Annotated in this window: 19 protein-coding genes; 16 read left to right on the top strand and 3 right to left on the bottom strand. The window is 36.8% G+C overall.

Translation table 11 applies throughout. The features are described 5' to 3' along the window. Positions 1 to 125: 125 nt before the first annotated feature. The 4 genes from NHG49_RS25470 to NHG49_RS25455 all read left to right on the top strand — a co-directional run bounded on the left by NHG49_RS25470 (position 126) and on the right by NHG49_RS25455 (position 4028). Complete coding sequence (locus NHG49_RS25470; RefSeq protein ID WP_064476335.1) at positions 126 to 2126, top strand: methyl-accepting chemotaxis protein; 2001 nt, start codon at positions 126 to 128, stop codon at positions 2124 to 2126. 77 nt (positions 2127 to 2203) lie between these two features. Beyond that, positions 2204 to 2506, top strand: a complete 303-nt coding sequence (locus NHG49_RS25465) for an MTH1187 family thiamine-binding protein (protein ID WP_001018862.1) — start codon at positions 2204 to 2206, stop codon at positions 2504 to 2506. A gap of 48 nt (positions 2507 to 2554) precedes the next feature. Continuing rightward, entirely contained in the window at positions 2555 to 2800 is a 246-nt protein-coding gene (locus NHG49_RS25460; RefSeq protein ID WP_001290592.1) for a YusU family protein, read from the top strand. Between the two features lie 310 nt (positions 2801 to 3110). Beyond that, a complete protein-coding gene (locus NHG49_RS25455; protein WP_000436767.1) occupies positions 3111 to 4028 on the top strand; it encodes a proline dehydrogenase family protein in 918 nt (305 codons plus the stop codon). 22 nt (positions 4029 to 4050) lie between these two features. Here the strand turns inward: NHG49_RS25455 and NHG49_RS25450 are convergent, their stop codons facing one another. Further along, complete coding sequence (locus NHG49_RS25450) at positions 4051 to 4890, bottom strand: D-alanyl-D-alanine carboxypeptidase family protein (protein ID WP_064476265.1); 840 nt, start codon at positions 4888 to 4890, stop codon at positions 4051 to 4053. A 97-nt stretch (positions 4891 to 4987) separates the two neighbouring features. After that, positions 4988 to 5134, bottom strand: coding sequence for a YuzL family protein (locus NHG49_RS25445; RefSeq protein WP_001096344.1), 147 nt, complete (start codon positions 5132 to 5134; stop codon positions 4988 to 4990). Between the two features lie 237 nt (positions 5135 to 5371). Between NHG49_RS25445 and NHG49_RS25440 the strand changes: the two genes are divergently transcribed. The 12 genes from NHG49_RS25440 to NHG49_RS25385 all read left to right on the top strand — a co-directional run bounded on the left by NHG49_RS25440 (position 5372) and on the right by NHG49_RS25385 (position 17065). Further along, the gene (locus NHG49_RS25440) at positions 5372 to 7753 is read left to right on the top strand and encodes a 3-hydroxyacyl-CoA dehydrogenase/enoyl-CoA hydratase family protein (RefSeq protein WP_064476266.1); all 2382 of its coding nucleotides are present in this window, start codon (positions 5372 to 5374) and stop codon (positions 7751 to 7753) included. Between the two features lie 21 nt (positions 7754 to 7774). Further along, a complete protein-coding gene (locus NHG49_RS25435; RefSeq protein WP_258126650.1) occupies positions 7775 to 8947 on the top strand; it encodes an acetyl-CoA C-acetyltransferase in 1173 nt (390 codons plus the stop codon). Between the two features lie 217 nt (positions 8948 to 9164). Further along, entirely contained in the window at positions 9165 to 10949 is a 1785-nt protein-coding gene (locus tag NHG49_RS25430) for an acyl-CoA dehydrogenase family protein (protein ID WP_000416287.1), read from the top strand. A 141-nt stretch (positions 10950 to 11090) separates the two neighbouring features. Next, a complete protein-coding gene (locus NHG49_RS25425; protein WP_064476268.1) occupies positions 11091 to 11813 on the top strand; it encodes an MBL fold metallo-hydrolase in 723 nt (240 codons plus the stop codon). 3 nt (positions 11814 to 11816) lie between these two features. Continuing rightward, positions 11817 to 12374: a TetR/AcrR family transcriptional regulator gene (locus NHG49_RS25420; RefSeq protein ID WP_064476269.1), complete on the top strand. Its 558-nt coding sequence runs from the start codon at positions 11817 to 11819 to the stop codon at positions 12372 to 12374. A gap of 175 nt (positions 12375 to 12549) precedes the next feature. Next, entirely contained in the window at positions 12550 to 12777 is a 228-nt protein-coding gene (locus NHG49_RS25415; protein WP_064476270.1) for a helix-turn-helix transcriptional regulator, read from the top strand. Continuing rightward, the gene (locus NHG49_RS25410; protein WP_064476271.1) at positions 12774 to 13061 is read left to right on the top strand and encodes a DUF2178 domain-containing protein; all 288 of its coding nucleotides are present in this window, start codon (positions 12774 to 12776) and stop codon (positions 13059 to 13061) included. Before NHG49_RS25415 ends, NHG49_RS25410 begins: the two co-directional genes overlap by 4 nt. Positions 13062 to 13478: 417 nt before the next feature. Continuing rightward, on the top strand, positions 13479 to 14192 hold the full coding sequence (locus NHG49_RS25405) for a CPBP family intramembrane glutamic endopeptidase (protein ID WP_064476272.1): 714 nt from the start codon (positions 13479 to 13481) through the stop codon (positions 14190 to 14192). Positions 14193 to 14338: 146 nt separating this feature from the next. Beyond that, the gene (locus tag NHG49_RS25400) at positions 14339 to 14524 is read left to right on the top strand and encodes a hypothetical protein (protein WP_001180550.1); all 186 of its coding nucleotides are present in this window, start codon (positions 14339 to 14341) and stop codon (positions 14522 to 14524) included. A gap of 13 nt (positions 14525 to 14537) precedes the next feature. Then, positions 14538 to 14786: a spore coat protein gene (locus NHG49_RS25395; RefSeq protein WP_001002991.1), complete on the top strand. Its 249-nt coding sequence runs from the start codon at positions 14538 to 14540 to the stop codon at positions 14784 to 14786. 292 nt (positions 14787 to 15078) lie between these two features. Next, positions 15079 to 16029, top strand: a complete 951-nt coding sequence (locus NHG49_RS25390; RefSeq protein WP_064476273.1) for an L-lactate dehydrogenase — start codon at positions 15079 to 15081, stop codon at positions 16027 to 16029. A 22-nt stretch (positions 16030 to 16051) separates the two neighbouring features. Next, a complete protein-coding gene (locus NHG49_RS25385) occupies positions 16052 to 17065 on the top strand; it encodes a PTS sugar transporter subunit IIC (RefSeq protein WP_064476274.1) in 1014 nt (337 codons plus the stop codon). A 43-nt stretch (positions 17066 to 17108) separates the two neighbouring features. Here the strand turns inward: NHG49_RS25385 and NHG49_RS25380 are convergent, their stop codons facing one another. Further along, positions 17109 to 17756, bottom strand: a complete 648-nt coding sequence (locus tag NHG49_RS25380; RefSeq protein ID WP_064476275.1) for a phosphatase PAP2 family protein — start codon at positions 17754 to 17756, stop codon at positions 17109 to 17111. Positions 17757 to 17775 lie beyond the last annotated feature (19 nt).

Genomic DNA, 17775 nt, shown 5'->3' with positions numbered 1-17775 from the left:
GTGGTAGTAGGTTGTCTACTCAAATTGAGATGAGAATTAATTTCAATTTTTTAATTTTATCCATTATACTTAATATAGTGATTAATATGATTACAATACAACGAGAAGGGGATGCTTGGGGGAAGATGTTAAGAAGTTTACGTTTAAAAATTGCGGTAGTATTTTCGGTGCTTATTTCTATGATGTTTGTAATATTAGGTACAGCAATGTATCAATTACAGAAAGAGAAGGAAGTGCGCTCCTTAGACCAGTATTCTCAAAATACGATGGATCTTGTGACAGAGCAACTTACGACATTTGTTCAAAGAACGGATGAAGATATGGGATATTATGCGAACAGTGAGATGGTTCGTAATATACTTCAAGACGGTGTTACTCCAGAAGAAGAAGCCTTTTTGACGAAAGAGTTTTCGGAGTACAAAAAGAATCATCCTGGCATTTTAGACTTATATATTGGTACGAAAGATAAAAAAACATTAAGTGCCAATCTTGCTGAAGGTGGACAAGTGCCAGAAGGATATGATCCAACGACAAGATCATGGTATAAAGACTCAGAAGCTGATGTGAAAAAGGTTCACTGGGGACAACCTATGTATGAAATTGCAACAGGTAAGCTAAGCGTGGGAGTTTCTAAAGCAATTACAGCTCAAGATGGATCTGTATTAGGTGTTGTTGCGATGGATGTATCACTTGGAACAATTCAGAAATTACTTCATAATATTCAATACAATAATGGCGGAGAAATGTTTATTATAAATGATAAAAGTATGGCTCTTGTTTACCCAGAGAAAATAGGGAAAGATGTTTCGAAAGAGCCACTTGTGAAGAGTTTAAATAAAGAGGTAACAAAATATGCTGTCACTACATTAAAAGGTGAAGATGTAGTTGTTTATAGCCAGTCATTTGATTTGATGAAATGGAAAATAGGAATTTTTTATCCGAAAGAAACGATTGATGGGCTATTAAATAGTACGAGAAATACAGTCATTATAATGGCTTGTATTAGCTTATTAGTTGGAATCGCAGCTTCATACTTGTTCTCAAGAAGATTAGCAAGACCATTGCAACTATTAACGAATCACGTTCAAAAAGTAGCAGAAGGTGATTTAACGTTGCAAATGAAAGTGACAAGTAAGGATGAAGTTGGAGAACTGACGAACCACTTTAATCATATGGTTGAGCAAATGAATGAAATGGTAAGTAAAATTAAAAATAGTGTATCAACAGTGCAACAATCAACGAATAATCTACATTATTTAACGAATGAAACTGTAGCAGCTAGTAGAGAAGTATCAGGTGCAATGGATGATGTGAGCGGAGGAGCGTCCACTCTTGCTAATAGTGTAGATGAAGTTTCAGAACAGCTCGAGAATATGGCGCAGTCAGTGGAACAAATGAATCACTCCGTTGGTGAAATAAAAGGTGTGGCTGGCAAAGCTGAAGAGGCATCTAAGCAAGGATTAAATACGATGCGTAATTTAGTTCGTACGAGGGGCCAATCATCATCGATTGTTGTTCATACAGAGGAAGCATCCGGAAAGTTAGAGCAAAGAGTTGGATCGATTCAAAATGTTGTAGAGCTTATAAAAGGTATTTCGGATCAAACGAATTTACTTGCTTTAAATGCTTCAATTGAGGCGGCACGTGCAGGGGAACAAGGTAAAGGCTTTGCTGTTGTGGCCGAAGAAGTTCGAAAGTTAGCGGAACAATCTAAAGAGGCGACAGGAGAAATCGCAACGATGATTGGCGATGTACAAGTAGAGGTAAGACGGGTTGTAGAAGTTGTAAGTAAATTAAAAGATATTGCAGATATACAAAATAAAGTTACGACAGAGGCAGAAACGGAATTCCGCACAATTATGTCAGTTGTAAATACGATTAGTACTTCAGTCGAACAAATTGTAGAAGAGGTACATAACATCGGTTATGAGCAAGGAGAAATTACAACGGTAATGCATACAATTGCTAGTACGAGTCAAGAAAGCGCAGCTGTTTCGGAAGAAGTAAATGCTGCAACTGAATCTCAAGTGAGTCATCTAGAAAAGGTAGCTCATACGATGGAAAGTTTGACGGAGCATATGAGAGACTTAGAAAGATTGGTTGAGCAGTTTAAAATAGAGGAATAACAAATTAGTAAAATGATGAGTATTTCGGTAAAATAGACAATGGATATATAAGAAGCAATTATAGGAGGAAGACTACTATGGCAATTGTTGACGTATCGATTATTCCAGTAGGAACGGGTAATCCAAGTGTTAGTGAATATGTAGCAGAAGTACAAAAGGTGCTAGAGAAAAATGCAGATCGCGTGAAGTATCAATTAACACCAATGAATACAGTAATTGAAGGAGATCTTCCTGTCATTCTAGAAGTAATTCAACAAATGCATGAAGTTCCATATACGAAAGGTGCACAGCGCGTTGCAACAACAATTCGTATCGATGATCGTCGTGATAAAGTAAGCACAATGGAGAAGAAATTAAACTCTGTTCGATCAAAATTATAAGAAAAAGCAGCGATTTTCGCTGCTTTTTTCATATAGGAGGTAAATAAAATGAGTGAAAAGTTTAACGAGCAATTTGACGGATTACTAGAGAAATACACGGAGTTATTACTGGGAGAGAGCAATGAAGAGAGAAAAGAACAGGTACAGAAGTGGGCCCTGTATTCTTATATTGCAAAGACGATGCCAGCTTTAGTGAAGCACTGGAATGAGACATATCCCGATGCAAAAGAAGAGATGGTACAGTTAATTACAGATATTAAAAAGCTGAATGAAGAGAAGAGAAATGAGCAATAAAAAACTTGAGGTAAATATAATCTCAAGTTTTCAGTATTAATATCCTTATATAATTTACATGGAATATAAAGGGTTTTATAAGCATGTCGAATATTTTCGACATGCTTATTTTGTGCCTAGTAAATTCGTTTTTTCTAAATGTCGAAAAATATTCCCTGCATATTTATAAGCGGAAATATAGGGTTTTAAATGTTTTTATAGTATTTTATAAATTATCTAAATAATTATTTGTATCCAATAATTTTAAACAGTGATATAATTTTGAAGAGGGGTAAAAAACAGATAAATCACAGTCATAGGGGTGAATTACATGGAACAATTAATGCGAAATTCGTTTCTTTTCTTGTCAAAAAATAAAGCGCTAACAAAACTGGCTAAAAAGTATGGTTTGCGCTTTGGTGCAGGTCGCTTCGTCGCAGGGGAGACGATTGAATTAGCGACAGCTGCAATTAAAGCATTAAATAAGCAAGGTCTTTGTGTAACAATCGATTATTTAGGTGAATTCGTTGATAACGAAGCGGAAGCAAATGAAATGGCTAGCGAATCGATTGAAGCGATTCGTGCAATTGGAAGAGAAGGTCTTAATTCGCAGCTTTCTTTAAAGATGACTTCTATGGGATTAGATATCTCTGATGAAATCGTAATGAACAATATGCGCCGTATTTTAGAAGCTGGAAAAGAAAATGGTGTGTTTATTACAATTGATATGGAAGACTATACGCGCTGCGGGAAAACAATTGAGATCTTTAAACAATTAAAATCTGAATACGATAATATTGGTACAGTTATTCAAGCTTACCTATATCGTACAGAAAAAGATATGGAAGAATTAAATGCTTATAGTCCTAATTTACGTCTTGTAAAAGGAGCTTATAAAGAGCCTGAAGAGGTAGCGTTCCCGGATAAGAAAGATGTAGATGATAACTATAAAAAAATTATTAAAATGCACTTATTAAATGGAAATTATACTGCAATTGCTTCACATGACGAAGCGATTATTGAATATACGAAAAAACTTGCCGAAGAACACAACATTCCAAGAGACCAATTTGAATTCCAGATGTTATATGGTATTCGTAATGAGCGTCAACTTGAGCTAGTAAAAGAAGGTTACAAAATGCGTGTTTACGTACCTTATGGAAACGACTGGTATGGCTACTTCATGCGTCGTCTAGCAGAGCGTCCAGCAAACGTTGCGTTCGTATTAAAAGGTATGGTTAAAAAATAACCAAGGAGAAAATACTCCTTGGTTATTTTAATTGCTGAAATGCGTAATGTGCCATTTTTTTCGTATCAGGATATAGTTGTGTGCGAGTAGAAGATAATACAACATTAATGACGCGTTTACCGTCTTTTTCATCCACTGTTACGACCGTATATTTTCCGAGTGCTGATAGACCGCTTTTACTTCCAATTGCATATGGATCGTCATATAGTTCTTCTCGTCCATAGTTTGCGATGTTTGGAGAGCGTTCTGAAGTATGTAGAGTTGTACGTGTTGAATTCATATATTCTAAAACAACTGGGTACTTTAATGCTTCTTTCGTAATCATAGCAATATCATATGGTGATACTTTATTTCCGAGTGCATCAGCACCACTTGCATTTTTGAAAGTCGCATGCTTTGTACCAAGTTCCTTCGCTCTTGCATTCATCATTTTTACAAATTCATTTTTTGATCCTGCGATATGTTCTGCGATAGATTCAGCGATTGGGTCTGCACTAATGATAAGCATAAGTTTTAATGCCTCATCACGCTTTAACTTTTCCCCAGCACGAAGTTTAATCTTCTTACTTTGACTTTCCGTTTTAATTGCGTTCTCTGTAACTGTAATTTCTTCATCTTCTTTTACATTCTCTAGTAAGAGTAAGGTAGTCATCATTTTCCCTATACTAGCCGGATAAGAGCGTTCGTCTTCCCGTTTTCCATACAAAATTTCACCTGTGTCTGCATCGATTGTAATGCCGTATTGCCCAGTAATGTTAGGTTGATCCGCTCTTACAGCTTGTTGCCTTTGTGCATAAGAGAAGAAAATCATCCCTGTAAATAGTGTAGCAATCATTACAATCATAACTATTGTTCGTTTCATCATCGTTCCCTCTTTTGTTTTCCATATGTACAAATAAATTGGGCAGAAAAAGCAGCCATTACCCATTATGCCACGTTTTCTGCCCAAAAATATACCGTTATTTTTCGCCCATATTATGCTTCTTATATTGTTGGTTATTACCTTGACGGCCCTTTTCCACACCGTGATTATGCGGACCTGCATTTCCCGTTACGCTTGCTGCGCTAATTCCAGCCTTTGAAGGGTTCTTCTTAAGTTTTGCCATATATATTCCTCCATTTTCGTCAGATTATAAAAAGGAAAAGTGTATTTGAGTGAAGAAAATACATATATATAGCATGGGCAAATAAAAGAAAAATATTTATTTCAGAAAATTTTATCAATAAATATATTGCGAAAATTCAAACTGTATCATATATTTATTAGTAGAGGCTCACTCATTGATTGCGACTTATGTCGAAAAATTGAATGAGCATTCATTCAAGAATAGGGGGAGAATTGGATGTTCCAAATTAAAAAGGCTGCTGTTCTAGGTTCAGGCGTAATGGGTTCAGGGATTGCGGCACACTTAGCTAATATTGGTATTCCGACATTATTGCTTGATATTGTACCACCTGCGCTAACAAAAGAAGAGGAAGCGAAGGGACTTACATTAGAACATAAAAGTGTGAGAAATCGTTTTAGTAATACGGCTGTGCAAAAACTACTAAAGCAAAAACCAGCTCCTCTGACAGTGAAAGGAAATCTAGCACTGATCGAAGCAGGTAACTTAGAAGATGATCTTGAGCGTCTAGCTGATGTTGATTGGATTATTGAAGTAGTAGTTGAAAACTTAGATATTAAAAAGAAACTATTTGAAAAAGTAGATGCTGTTCGTAAAACGGGTTCTATTGTAAGCTCGAATACGTCAGGCATTTCAGTAGAAAAAATGGCAGAAGGTCGTTCAGACGACTTCCAGAAGCACTTCTTAGGCACACACTTTTTTAACCCACCACGATATTTAAAACTTCTAGAGGTAATACCGACGAAAGAAACAGATCCACAAGTATTAAGCTTCATGAAACTATTTGGCGAAGACGTTCTTGGAAAAGGCGTTGTTATCGCAAAAGACACACCAAACTTTATTGGAAACCGCATCGGTACGTACGGTTTATTAGTAACTCTTCAAGAGATGATAAAACGCGGCTATAGCATTGGGGAAGTTGATTCTGTAACAGGCCCACTTATTGGTCGTCCGAAGAGTGCAACATTCCGTACATTAGATGTTGTCGGTTTAGATACATTCGTACACGTTGCAAATAACGTATATGAAAACGTACAAGAAGAAGAGCGTGATGTATTTAAAGTACCAGCTTTCATGCATGACATGCTTGATAAAAAATGGCTTGGAAGCAAAACAGGTCAAGGCTTCTTCTTAAAACAAGGAAAAGAAATTTTAGAATTGAACCCTGAAACGATGGAGTACGAAGCTCGCAAAAAATTAAAAGCTGCATCTATCGAGTTAAGTAAACAAGAAAAAGGTTTATCGAATAAATTGAAAGCGCTTGTATACGCGAAAGACCGTGCAGGAGAGTTGTTATGGAACATCATTACACCGACTCTTTTATACTCTGCAAAACTTCATAAAGAAATTGCTGACGATATCGTTGCAATTGACCAAGCGATGAAGTGGGGCTTCGGCTGGGAGCAAGGACCATTTGAAGTTTGGGATGCAATTGGCGTTGAAAAGTCCGTTCAAAAGATGGAAGAAAACGGTGCAGTTGTTCCGACTTGGGTGAAAGAAATGGTAGAGAAAGGTTTCACTACTTTCTACAAACATGATAACGGAGATAGCTACTATTACGATAATGGCGAATATAAGCTCATCGAACGTAATAAAAAGGCAATTTCTCTTAAACAATTAAAAGCGAAAAATGGCGTTTTAAAGAAAAATAGCGGAGCGAGCTTAATTGATTTAGGTGACGGCATCCTTTGCTTAGAATTCCATTCGAAGAGCAATGCAATTGGTATGGATATTACGCAAATGATTAACTACGCTGTTGATGAAGTAGAAAAGAATTATAAAGGTCTTGTTATCGGTAACCAATCGAAGAACTTCTGCGTTGGTGCGAACCTAGCAATGATCTTAATGGAAGCACAAGATGACAACTACTTTGAAATTGAGTGGGTTGTGAAAAACTTCCAAGATGCAATGACGAAAATTAAATACTCTTCTAAGCCGGTTGTAGCAGCACCATACGGTATGACGCTTGGCGGAGGTACAGAAGTTTGTTTACCAGCAGCTAGCATTCAAGCTTCTAGCGAAACGTATATGGGCTTAGTAGAAGTTGGTGTTGGCTTAATCCCTGGCGGAGGCGGTAATAAAGAGCTATACATTAAACACTTAAATAAAATGCCAAACGGTGTAGAGTTTGATCTGCAAAAAGTTGCGAATAAAGTATTCGAATCTGTAGCGATGGCGAAAGTTTCTACGTCAGCACAAGAAGCTGTATCGAACAACTTCTTAGGCGATAAAGACGGTATTAGTGTGAATGGTGATCACTTACTATATGATGCGAAACAAAAAGCACTTTCTTTATATGAAGCAGGTTATAAAGCGCCGATTCGCAAAAAGATACCAGTTGTTGGTGAAACAGGATATGCAACACTTGTACTTGGTGCAGAAGCAATGCATTTATCAGGTTACATTTCTGAACATGATCTTCACATTGCGAAGAAACTTGCATATGTCATTGCGGGCGGAAAAGTGCCGTACGGAACAGAAGTTGATGAGCAGTATTTATTAGATGTAGAACGTGAAGCATTTATTAGCTTAGTAAGTGAGATGAAATCACAAGCAAGAATGCAGCACATGCTTGTAAAAGGAAAGCCATTACGTAACTAATAACGAGGGGAGATATCGTTCATGAGAGAAGCTGTCATTGTTGCGGGAGCAAGAACACCAATTGGAAAAGCAAAGAGGGGTTCATTAAAAACAGTTCGTCCTGACGATCTAGGGGCGTTAGTAGTAAAGGAAACGTTAAAGCGTGCGAATTATGAAGGACCAATCGACGATTTAATTTTCGGTTGTGCAATGCCAGAAGCAGAGCAAGGTTTAAATATGGCTCGTAATATCGGCGGACTAGCAGGACTTTCTTACGATGTTCCAGCTATTACAATTAACCGTTACTGTTCTTCAGGGTTACAAAGTATTGCTTACGGAGCGGAGCGTATTATGCTTGGTCACTCGGAAGCAGTATTATCAGGCGGAGCGGAATCAATGAGTTTAGTTCCGATGATGGGACACGTTGTTCGTCCAAATAGTCGCCTTGTTGAAGCAGCTCCAGAATATTATATGGGTATGGGACATACAGCAGAGCAAGTTGCTGTGAAATATGGAATTTCTCGTGAAGAACAAGATGCATTTGCAGTAAGAAGTCATCAACGTGCTGCGAATGCATTAGCTGCAGGGAACTTTGCTGATGAAACAGTATCTGTAGATGTAACGTTACGTACTGTTGGATCAAACAATAAACTGCAAGAAGAAACAATCATTTTCGCACAAGACGAAGGTGTAAGAGCAGAAACGTCGCTAGACATTTTAGGTAAATTACGTCCAGCATTTAACGTTCGCGGTTCTGTAACAGCTGGTAACTCTTCACAAATGAGTGACGGTGCAGCATCTGTACTATTAATGGATCGTGAAAAAGCAGTGAGTGATGGCATGAAACCACTTGCGAAATTCCGTTCATTTGCAGTAGCTGGCGTACCACCAGAAGTAATGGGAATCGGCCCAATTGCTGCAATTCCAAAAGCGTTAAAATTAGCTGGTTTAGAGCTATTTGATATTGGCTTATTCGAACTAAATGAAGCATTCGCTTCTCAATCGATCCAAGTTATTCGTGAGCTTGGTTTAGATGAAGAAAAAGTAAACGTAAACGGCGGTGCAATCGCACTTGGACATCCACTTGGCTGTACAGGAGCAAAACTAACACTATCTCTTATTCACGAAATGAAACGCCGCAACCAACAATTCGGTATCGTAACAATGTGTATCGGTGGCGGAATGGGAGCAGCGGGAGTGTTTGAATTACTATAAAAAGTGGAAGCGGCTCGTTCAGAATGTGAGGAAGAAGCGAAGCCACCGAACATTCTAGCCGCTGGAACTAGATTATAAAAAGTGGAAGTGGCTCGTTCAGAACGAGACGCCCATGCAAAGAATGGAAGCAACAAAGGTTTATAAAAAATAAAATTGAGAGCCAGCTTCTTTCAAAAAGAAAGGAGCGGCTTATGAAAATATGAAGGAGGAAATTTTCATGGAAAAAACAGTAGGAAATGCGGTTAAAGGCGGTAGCTTTTTAGTTGATGAGATTACGATTGATCAAGTGTTTACGCCAGAGGATTTTTCATCTGAGCATAAAATGATTGCAAAAACGACAGAGGACTTTATCGTAAATGAAGTTCTTCCAGAGCTTGAATATTTAGAGCAACACGAGTTTGATCGTTCTGTTCGCCTTTTAAAAGAAGCTGGGGAACTTGGTTTATTAGGCGCTGACGTACCAGAAGAGTACGGCGGAATTGGCCTTGATAAAGTAAGCTCAGCGTTAATCGCAGAGAAATTCTCTCGCGCTGGTGGTTTTGCAATTACTCACGGTGCTCACGTAGGTATCGGATCTTTACCAATCGTTTTATTTGGTAACGAAGAGCAAAAGAAAAAGTATTTACCATTACTTGCAACTGGTGAAAAATTAGCGGCATACGCATTAACAGAGCCAGGTTCAGGGTCTGATGCATTAGGTGCGAAAACAACTGCACGTTTAAATGCAGAAGGTACACATTACGTATTAAATGGTGAAAAACAATGGATTACAAACTCTGCATTCGCTGACGTATTTATCGTATACGCAAAAATTGATGGAGAGCACTTCTCTGCATTTATCGTAGAGAAAGAATATGCTGGCGTATCTACAAGCCCAGAAGAAAAGAAAATGGGTATTAAATGTTCTTCAACTCGTACGTTAATTTTAGAAGATGCATTAGTACCGAAAGAAAACTTACTTGGTGAAATCGGTAAAGGTCATATTATCGCGTTCAACATTTTAAATATCGGCCGTTATAAATTAGGTGTTGGTACAGTTGGATCTGCGAAACGTGCAGTAGAAATTTCAGCACAATATGCAAACCAACGTCAACAGTTCAAACAACCAATCGCTCGCTTCCCATTAATTCAAGAGAAACTTGCGAACATGGCAGCGAAAACATATGCAGCTGAAAGCTCTGTATACCGTACAGTAGGTTTATTCGAAAGCCGCATGAGCACATTATCTGAAGAGGAAGTAAAGGACGGTAAAGCAGTAGCAGCTTCTATCGCTGAATATGCAATCGAGTGCTCTTTAAATAAAGTATTCGGTTCTGAAGTACTAGATTATACAGTAGATGAAGGTGTTCAAATTCACGGTGGTTACGGATTTATGGCAGAGTACGAGATTGAAAGAATGTACCGCGATTCTCGTATTAACCGTATTTTCGAAGGAACGAACGAAATTAACCGCCTAATCGTACCAGGTACGTTCTTACGTAAAGCGATGAAAGGTGAATTACCACTTCTTCAAAAAGCACAAAAATTACAAGAAGAGTTAATGATGATGATGCCAGAAGAAGTAGGCGATGAGCCATTAGCACTTCAAAAATATTTAGTAACTAACGCGAAGAAAATCGGCTTAATGGTAGCTGGATTAGCTGCTCAAAAATACGGTAAAGCATTAGATAAAGAGCAAGAAATTCTTGTGAATATCGCTGATATCGTAAGCAACCTTTACGCAATGGAGTCAGCTGTTCTTCGTACAGAAAAAGCAATTAAAACAACTGGTCTTGAAAAGAATAAACAAAAAGTGTTATACACTGAAGTATTCTGTCAAGAAGCATTCAACGAAATCGAAGCAGATGCGAAAGAAACACTTATCGCAGTTGAAAACGGCGACATGCTGCGCATGATGTTATCATCATTACGTAAATTAACTCGCCACACACCACTTAACGTAATTCCGAAGAAGCGTGAAATTGCTGCGAAAATTTTAGAAGATGAGCGTTACACAGTTTAATAGGTGTAAAGAACAGTAGTCGTATAAACGGCTACTGTTCTTTTTTTTTTGCAAAAATGAAAATTTTAGTGTCATAAAACTAATACCATTAGTATAATAAAACTAATAGCATTAGTTTTATTCAGAAAGGGAGCTGGAAATATGAGAGTGATACATGAAAAAACGGTATACCAATTGTCATTTTTGCCAAGAGTGTTTCCTGTGAATTGTTACTTTGTCGAGGAAGAAGATGGTTTAACTTTAATTGATGCGGCTTTGCCATATAGCGCGAAAGGAATTTTACAGGTGGCTGAGAAAATAGGGAAGCCAATTACTAAGATTGTATTAACACATGCGCATGATGATCATATTGGTGCATTAGACGCATTAAAGGAAGTGCTTCCTAATGTTCCAGTCTATATTTCTAAGCGGGACGCAAAGCTTTTAGAAGGAGATACGAAGTTACAAAAGGATGAACCGAATATGCCGATAAAAGGCGGTGTACCTAAAAAGATAAAAACGGTACCTGATGTTTTATTGGAAGATGGCGACCGAGTTGGATCGCTTCTTGCGATTATGACACCGGGACATACGCCAGGATCCATGTCGTTCCTTGATGTAAGAAATAAAGCTCTTATTGTCGGGGATGCCTTCCAAACAAGAGGAGGTATGGCTGTTTCGGGACAAATGAAATTTTGGTTTCCGTTTCCTGCGATGGCAACGTGGAGCAAAGAAATATCACTACAAAGTGCAGAGAAGTTAAGCGAATATGAGCCTTCCTTGCTTGCGGCAGGACATGGGAAAATGATAAAGGATCCAGGCACTGTCATAAAACTTGCTATTAAGGAAGCTAAGCGGAATATAGAAAGTAGGAAAGAAGGTTAATTTATGTCACCGAGAATCGGACTTACATTGCAAAAAATTGTAGAAACAGCAGCAGAAATTGCAGATATAAATGGAATACAAGAAGTAACGTTAGCCTCATTAGCGCAAACATTAGGGGTACGTTCACCCTCGCTATATAATCATGTGAAAGGTTTACAAGATGTACGGAAAAATCTCGGTATGTACGGAATAAAACAGCTGCATAACAGACTGGAAGAATCGGCTGAGGGTAAACGTATGGATGAAGCAATTCATGCTTTAGGAGAAGCGTATGTAGCATTCGTCCGCAAACACCCTGGACTGTATGAAGCAACCTTTTTACGAGATGAAGAAGTAAGAAAAGCAGGTGACGGAATTGTAAAGCTTTGTCTTCAGGTTTTACAGCAGTACGGCTTAGAAGGAGAGAATGCACTTCATGCGACACGTGGATTCAGAAGTATTTGCCATGGATTTGCGTCGATTGAACAGCAGGGTGGATTTGGTTTGCCGCTAGATTTAGATACAAGTTTACATGTATTATTGGAAACATTTATTAAAGGATTACATGTAATGAGAGGTTGAATAGGAAGCGAGACAACCCGAAACCTTAGAAGCGATTCTAAGGTTTTTTAGTATATATGATTTCAAAAGAACGGTAGATGGATAAAAGTTTCATTTGGTGTTAAAAATAGTTTACATGATGTTAAAAATAAATTACAACTAAAATATAGAAAATAATGTAAAAAGAGGAGGGGTTATGAAACAGAGTGGAAATTTACAAAATAATCTCGTTGTACTTAGAGCAGAAAAGCGCTGGTCACAAACAGATTTAGCGAACAAAGCTGGGGTAAGTAGACAAACGATCGCCTCAATTGAAGCGAATCGTTACAATCCATCTTTAATTTTAGCTTTTGAAATTGCACATATTTTCGGTAAGGAGTTTCATGAAGTTTTTCAATATAAGATAGAGGGGGAAACGGAATGAGTGTTGTAATAGGGATCATAATCTCAGTAGCAGGAATAATAGGTGTTTTATATTCAACACGTTTTCAGAAGAATGAAGGGGAAGATGAAAGAGGCGAGCATATTACAGGGAATGCAGCTAAAATTTCATTATTTGTATTTTTATTTCTATATTTAGTTATCTTTTTAATCGGGAATCTATATTCATTGACAGGCGAAGAGTATAAGTTAGCAAATGCATTTTTATTAGCTGGAGTACTTTGTTCGTATGCTTTAACTATTGTAGTTTTGAAAAGAAGATATTAGATGGAAAAGAGTCTCTAATGGTTTAGAGGCTCTTTCTTATTAAATGATATTATTTTGCAGGTTTGAAAAATGTATATATCGCTAAGAAAAAGCAAACGAAACTGAATGCGATAGGATCTTGATAGGGACTAGGTTCAGAGCCTTTCTGAATTTCTGTAAGGAATTCATGGGTTTTCATAGTCATTGCTCCTTTAACTAATAAGTTTTATATGATGCGAGGGGTATGGTGGATAGAAAGTTTTTTGAAACTTCATATAATAATTATTGTATAGCAATCTGATTCCTAAAACTATAGAATACAAAGTTTTCATAATATGTAAAATTGCATATTATTCTTTTGAAAGATTTGCTATATTATCTTTATATTTACATTAAAGGATTTTTGTTGAGGGAAATGAAAACAAATGGAGGAATATTATGAGTAAAACAGTGTTAGAAGCGTATAGTGCGGAAAGAAAAATAGAGAATATAACATATAAAAATCTATTTGTAATGATAGCAACCATTTTAGGATTCTTACTTCTGGGAGGATTATTCCTTGGTTTGGCTTTGGGGATTTATGGTGAGGAAGCGTTGCGTGATAATTTAGAGGGGTACTATTTCCTTTTAATAGATGCAGCTGTTGTTGCTATCGTTTTACTAGCTTATAAACCAGTTCTTCATTTTATTAAATCTATTTGGGATGTATCCGTTTTGAAGAATGGGAAGACATATTTATATCTATTAATTGGTTTTATAGTCATTGCGTTATCACAATATTTAATGTTACATGTGTTTAGTTTTGAAAGTGCAGAAGAACAGAAGGAACAATTAGGGAGCTTAGGGATTCAAAATAGCATACAAAGTATTATATATGTGTTAAGTGTTGCTATAATTACACCGATTAAAGAAGAAATTCTATTTCGAGGTATTTTATATCGATTTTTAGAAAAGAAATATAATTTTTTAGTTGGTATCATTATTTCTTCCTTCATTTTTGGAATTCTTCATGGAGGTCTTCTGATTACGGCAACGATTATGGGAATGGTATTTGCAATGTTATACAAAAAGACGCAATCTATTATACCTAGTATTGTTTTACACATTGTATGGAACTTACTTGTGAGTATAAGTATGATTGTGTCTCTATAAAAATAAATACATAACCAGTATAAAAGATGAATGGCTTAGCTATTCATCTTTTATTTTGTATGCACGTGAAAAAGTTAATTCATGTATACAATCAAAAAAGAGCTAAATACTAACAGTGAACGAATAAAGAAAGGTAGGAGTATTCTATGCAAAATTTAACAGAGCTTGAAGTAGAAAACTTACGCCATTTAATTGGTGGACATGCAACAATTATTAATAAGTTAGACCAGTATGCACAGGCTTGTACAGATCCACAACTGAAACAAATGTTACAAAAGGATGCGCAAGATGCACGAAATACGAAACAGCAATTAATGACTTTCCTAGGATAGGAGGAAACGACAGATGAATGAAAAAGATATGGTAAACGATTATTTAGCAGGATTAAATGCAAGTTTAACAAGTTATGCAAATTATATTTCTCAGTCTGATAATGAACAGTTACATCAAACGTTAATCCAAATTCGTAATCAAGATGAGATGCGTCAACGTAATATGTATGAGTACGCAAAGCAAAAGAGTTATTATAAGCCAGCTGCACCTGCTAACCCAATGATTGTACAGCAATTAAAAGGCCAATTAAGTGCAGAATAATGGGATGAAAAAACGGGCGAATGAAGTCGCTCGTTTTTTTGTTTTGTCCCGTAAAAGTACAATTGGTGAAGGGTGATTAAGGTTTCACTTTATATATGTCAATAAATATATAATAAATATTTTTCCAGTTGTAACAAATATGACGAAAATGGAATATAACAATTCACAAAAAAGACAAAAAGTTTGCTCAATGATTCACAAAGTATCCATGGTTTATATCGTGGGAATCTATATAATGAGGAGTGTAAAGAACAAAAGAAATAGATTATATGATCAATTAGGAGAGATTGCTATGAAAAGAAATACAAGAAAAATTGCAATTATCGGTACTGGATTAGTTGGATCAAGTTGTGCATATTCCATTGTAAATCAAGGCATTTGCGAAGAACTATTATTAATTGATATAAATCATGAACGTGCAGTTGGGGAAGCGATGGATTTATCACACTGCATTAATTTTACAAATACAAGAACAAAAGTATATGCAGGAAGCTATGAAGACTGCAAAGATATGGACATCGTTATTATTACAGCAGGACCAGCACCAAAACCTGGACAAAGTCGCTTAGATACTTTAGGAGCGAGTGCGAAGATTATGGAAAGTATTGTTGGAGGCGTAATGGAAAGTGGATTTGATGGTATTTTCTTACTTGCATCGAACCCAGTTGATATTATTACATATCAAGTGTGGAAATTATCTGGATTACCTAGAAATCGTGTGATCGGTACTGGTACATCATTAGATTCTTCTCGCTTAAGAACAATTTTATCTGAAATGTTACATGTAGATCCTCGTAGTATTCATGGGTATTCTCTAGGAGAACATGGTGATTCTCAAATGGTTGCTTGGTCTCACGTAGCGGTTGGTGGAAAGCCGATTCTACAAATTTTAGAAGAGAAAAAAGACCAATTTGGTGAAATAGATTTAGATGAAATTGTTGAGAAGACTGCAAAAGCTGGATGGGAAATTTATAAACGAAAAGGTACTACTTATTACGGAATCGGAAATTCTCTAGCGTATATTGCGAGCTCAATCTTTAATGATGATCACCGTGTAATTGCTGTATCAGCCATTTTAGATGGTGAGTATGGTGAATATGATATTTGTACAGGAGTGCCAGCTATTATTACTAGAGATGGTATGAAAGAAATTGTAGAACTAAATTTAACAGAGGATGAAGAATCTCGATTCGCAAAATCAAACGATATTTTACGTGATTATATGAAAACAATTGGTTACTAACTTATAGGAGAAGGTGAAACAAATGAAGGAATATATAATGTCTCGTGTATTTAAAGCATCAGCTGGAATCGCACAAGGTATTTTCGTATCCCTTGGAATTGGTTTACTAATCGAAAATATAGGAAGAATTGTTGATATTCCAATGCTTATTACAATCGGGGTTGTTGCAAAATCACTTATGGCACCAGCCATTGGTGCCGGAATTGCCTTTATGCTCGGTGCAAATGGTCTTGTAATTTTCTCGGCTATGGTAGCTGGAGCGATTGGTGCCGGATCCATTTCCATTACTGAAGCGGGTCTAATCATTAAAACAGGTGAACCAATCGGTGCATTATTAACAGCAACTTTAGCTGTATATATTGGTAAACGTTTAAGCGGAAAAACTGCGTTAGATATGATGCTCGTTCCATTTGCAGCAATATTAGGTTCTGGTTTAGTCGGTATATGGTTATCTCATAATATTACTCCTGTGTTAAATACAGTTGGAGCATTCATTAAAGATAGTTCAGCTGGTAGCCCGTTCATCGCTTCTATTGTTATTGCAGTCGTTTGGGGACTATTACTTATCTCTCCAGCTTCATCAGCTGCGTTAGCGATCGCACTTAGCTTAGACGGTGTTGCAGGTGGTGCTGCTCTTGCAGGCTGCGTTGCTCAGTTTATCGGATTCTCTGTAATCTCAGCGAAAGAAAATAATTTAGGCGGTATATTAGCTCAAGCGCTTTGTACTCCGAAAGTACAGTTGCCAAATATCACTAAAAATCCAATGATTCTCGTCCCAACTGTCGTCGCCAGTGCTATAGTTGGTCCAGTATCTGCATTAATTTTCCAACTGGAAGCAGGAAAAGAAATTGCAGGTCTTGGATTAAGTTCTCTTATCGCACCAATTAATTTAATTTCTAGCGAAGGATGGGAAGTTGTCCCAGCGATGGTAATCACTTATATCATCATTCCAGTAGCTGTTTCTTATATACTTTACATTGCTCTTAAAAAAGCAGGTCGTATTCATTCTGGTGATATGACTGTACCGCAATCTTAAATTTTATATAGAGAAAAGCAGACTGGAAGCCACAGTCTGCTTTTTACATTTTGTGATTTTGTTTTACTGGAACACGTACAGTTTCTTTTGCTAATAAAAGCTGAACGCCGAAGTAAAGTATGCTTGCAAGCGTCATTCCAGAAATGGCGTCTACAAATGCGTGTTGCTTCGTAAATAGCGTTGATAAAATAATAAGCGTACCGAAGAAGGTAAGAATATAATATTCAAAAGCATGTTGTTCTCTACGTTTAAAGGCAGCTAGCATAATCACAAAGGTAGTAAGAACGTGAATGCTAGGGAAACAGTTTACCGGCTGATCGATACTATAAATATAGCGGACTAGTTCGGAAAATACGTCTGATCCAACGACTGTTGGACGTGGTACAGTTGTTTGCCAAAAATAATAAATAGAAAAACAAGCAAGTTTTCCAAAAATTATACTACTTAAAGTGACATAATATTGTTTTCGATCTGCAAAGCAATAATAAATAAGTGCGCCGTATAAGTAAGGAAACCAAAGTAAATAAGGAATAATAAATGCTTTCACAAATGGAATCCAATCATCTACTACAGTTGTGACATCTACTGCGTGTACAGTAGATTTATTTAATACATCGTAAAGGGGACTTACGAGTACGAGTAGAAGTATATAACTTAACGGAAGAAAAGATGAAAGTTTAAATTTCTTCATGATAATCTCCTATGTTTAG

The sequence above is a fragment of the Bacillus sp. IBL03825 genome, assembly GCF_024712505.1.
GTDB lineage: Bacteria > Bacillota > Bacilli > Bacillales > Bacillaceae_G > Bacillus_A > Bacillus_A wiedmannii.
This window is presented reverse-complemented; position numbering and strand designations above follow the sequence as displayed.

Bases quoted from the DNA above. Each gene is read 5' to 3' on its own strand.
- NHG49_RS25470 (WP_064476335.1), top strand. From the start codon at position 126: ATGTTAAGAAGTTTACGTTTAAAAATTGCGGTAGTATTTTCGGTGCTT.
- NHG49_RS25465 (WP_001018862.1), top strand. From the start codon at position 2,204: ATGGCAATTGTTGACGTATCGATTATTCCAGTAGGAACGGGTAATCCA.
- NHG49_RS25460 (WP_001290592.1), top strand. From the start codon at position 2,555: ATGAGTGAAAAGTTTAACGAGCAATTTGACGGATTACTAGAGAAATAC.
- NHG49_RS25455 (WP_000436767.1), top strand. From the start codon at position 3,111: ATGGAACAATTAATGCGAAATTCGTTTCTTTTCTTGTCAAAAAATAAA.
- NHG49_RS25450 (WP_064476265.1), bottom strand. From the start codon at position 4,890: ATGAAACGAACAATAGTTATGATTGTAATGATTGCTACACTATTTACA.
- NHG49_RS25445 (WP_001096344.1), bottom strand. From the start codon at position 5,134: ATGGCAAAACTTAAGAAGAACCCTTCAAAGGCTGGAATTAGCGCAGCA.
- NHG49_RS25440 (WP_064476266.1), top strand. From the start codon at position 5,372: ATGTTCCAAATTAAAAAGGCTGCTGTTCTAGGTTCAGGCGTAATGGGT.
- NHG49_RS25435 (WP_258126650.1), top strand. From the start codon at position 7,775: ATGAGAGAAGCTGTCATTGTTGCGGGAGCAAGAACACCAATTGGAAAA.
- NHG49_RS25430 (WP_000416287.1), top strand. From the start codon at position 9,165: ATGGAAAAAACAGTAGGAAATGCGGTTAAAGGCGGTAGCTTTTTAGTT.
- NHG49_RS25425 (WP_064476268.1), top strand. From the start codon at position 11,091: ATGAGAGTGATACATGAAAAAACGGTATACCAATTGTCATTTTTGCCA.
- NHG49_RS25420 (WP_064476269.1), top strand. From the start codon at position 11,817: ATGTCACCGAGAATCGGACTTACATTGCAAAAAATTGTAGAAACAGCA.
- NHG49_RS25415 (WP_064476270.1), top strand. From the start codon at position 12,550: ATGAAACAGAGTGGAAATTTACAAAATAATCTCGTTGTACTTAGAGCA.
- NHG49_RS25410 (WP_064476271.1), top strand. From the start codon at position 12,774: ATGAGTGTTGTAATAGGGATCATAATCTCAGTAGCAGGAATAATAGGT.
- NHG49_RS25405 (WP_064476272.1), top strand. From the start codon at position 13,479: ATGAGTAAAACAGTGTTAGAAGCGTATAGTGCGGAAAGAAAAATAGAG.
- NHG49_RS25400 (WP_001180550.1), top strand. From the start codon at position 14,339: ATGCAAAATTTAACAGAGCTTGAAGTAGAAAACTTACGCCATTTAATT.
- NHG49_RS25395 (WP_001002991.1), top strand. From the start codon at position 14,538: ATGAATGAAAAAGATATGGTAAACGATTATTTAGCAGGATTAAATGCA.
- NHG49_RS25390 (WP_064476273.1), top strand. From the start codon at position 15,079: ATGAAAAGAAATACAAGAAAAATTGCAATTATCGGTACTGGATTAGTT.
- NHG49_RS25385 (WP_064476274.1), top strand. From the start codon at position 16,052: ATGAAGGAATATATAATGTCTCGTGTATTTAAAGCATCAGCTGGAATC.
- NHG49_RS25380 (WP_064476275.1), bottom strand. From the start codon at position 17,756: ATGAAGAAATTTAAACTTTCATCTTTTCTTCCGTTAAGTTATATACTT.